Here is a 1,974-nt window from a genome sequence, read left to right on the forward strand (position 1 = left end):
CCAAAAGCCACTCTGCACTTTGTCTATGAAGCAGGACCATGTGGTTACTGGACTTATCGCCTGATTACGAGCCTTGGACACTGCTGCTATGTCGTCGCTCCATCGCTCATACCGAAGAAGCCAGGTGATAGAGTTAAAACCGATAAAAGAGATGCCGTAAAGCTCGCCAAACTTTTAAAAGCCGAAGAGCTCACACCCATTTATGTACCAGAAGCTGAAGATGAAGCTATTCGAGACTTATCACGTGCCAGAGAAACGGCCATGAAAGATCTCAAAGACGCAAAGTTCCAACTCAAAGGCTTCCTTCTTCGCAATAATATCCAAGCTACGGTGAATGATAACTGGTCTAAAAAGCATCTACGGTGGCTCACTGACCTCATTCTTCCTCATCATAGTCAACAAATCGTATTACAAGAGATGATCATTACGATCAATGAACGAATACAACGGCTTCAACGACTCGATAATGAACTGCTTCATCAGGTCAAAAACTGGCGATACTATCCAGTGGTAAAAGCCATTCAAGCTATGCGTGGAGTAAGGTTACTTGTAGCACTTGGAACAATAGCTGAACTAGGCGACTTACGGCGGTTCGACCATCCAAGAAAGCTTATGGCTTATCTTGGACTTGTTCCAACAGAAAACTCTAGTGGAGGAAAAACTCGCCGTGGCAGTCTGACAAAATGTGGTAACAGTCGGGCTAGACGGTTGCTCGTTGAAGGCGCACATACCTATAAGCACAAAGCGAACATCTCCGTAGAACTTCAACTAAGGCAAGAAGGACTGCCTAAAGAAATAGTGGATATCGCTTGGCAAGCCCAACAAAGGTTATGTCGTCGTTACCAACGGCTACTGCAAAAAGGTAAACACCGAAATGTCGTTGTGGTTGCCATCGCAAGAGAGATGATCGCTTACATCTGGGCTATTGCGCGTGAAGTTGTCATCAGCGACGTAGATCCTAAAACACGAATCGCTCGATTACCGGCATGAAGACAGAATTAGTGTTATCGCATTGGATTAAGCATCGGGAGTGGCACAAACACCGACGGCGTTAGGACGGCAATATAGCTTCGGCTATATTGAACCACGAGCATAGACTGAAGACAGGTGCTACGACGGAACAAGTAAGGTAGGCTCTACTCATCAAACGGTGAGCAATCCACGTATATCAGCATGAGAACCGACGACATTACTTGCTTCATCTATGCGGTAACACTATCCCAAAATGAACAAAGGCTCTGAAATGTGTGAGCAGAAACTTCTACGTTCTACATTGACAATGGGGGTCATATCAACGCCGCGTTAAGTGGTGAGCAACGCCATACACCATTGCCTCGACAAGCCACCTTAAACACTAAAGCTGAATTTAAACGAAATTCGCCAAGCGTTGCGAATCCTTCTTAAATACTTTGTTAGGTTTTGGGGCTATTCTCCCAAAGAACCCCACTCCGACAGGTTTAACTGCTTTCGTCTAACAAAGTAAAATGTCGCCATGATTAGCCCAAACAAAACACCACCAATCAAAGACATATAGACAGCTTCGAGAACAGGCTTATCTGCGTGACTCCAAACCACAGACCAATTTAAAACACCCCAAACCGGAGCGAACGTGATGGCTGAAATAATCCAATTATTCATGAACGTCTGATAATAAGGCGGCGGAAAGTTTAGCCCAATTTTGCATAGTAACTTGGCTATTGGTGGATTGTAATTCGACTTCCAAACACCTTTATCATTGAGCTCTTTATGTGCAAATTGGAGCTTCGTTTGATAATCCATGATACCCCCTCAATTCCATTTGACCGCGGAAAAACCTAGACATAATGACCCCCACGAAAGGTGCTAGCCTCCAATATCGTGGGTTAGCTTTAAGCCAGAGCCATAATTAGTGCGTCAAACAACTAAATTTGGAGGCTAGCATGAGTAAAGATAGCATAATTTTCATTGGCTTAGATACGCATAAGTCATTTATTC

General features: G+C 44.2%; 2 protein-coding genes. One reads left to right on the forward strand and one right to left on the reverse strand.

The genetic code is table 11. From position 1 onward, the window contains the following. Window positions 1-990 (forward strand): IS110-like element ISVisp2 family transposase (locus F0228_RS25580; protein WP_171763055.1); only part of this gene is annotated, 990 nt, incomplete at its 5' end. A gap of 435 nt (window positions 991-1,425) precedes the next feature. Here the strand turns inward: F0228_RS25580 and F0228_RS25585 are convergent. Beyond that, entirely contained in the window at window positions 1,426-1,779 is a 354-nt protein-coding gene (locus F0228_RS25585; protein WP_171763056.1) for a DUF6404 family protein, read from the reverse strand. Window positions 1,780-1,974: the final 195 nt, after the last annotated feature.

Source organism: Vibrio sp. 99K-1 (assembly GCF_013114585.1).
GTDB lineage: Bacteria > Pseudomonadota > Gammaproteobacteria > Enterobacterales > Vibrionaceae > Vibrio > Vibrio chagasii_B.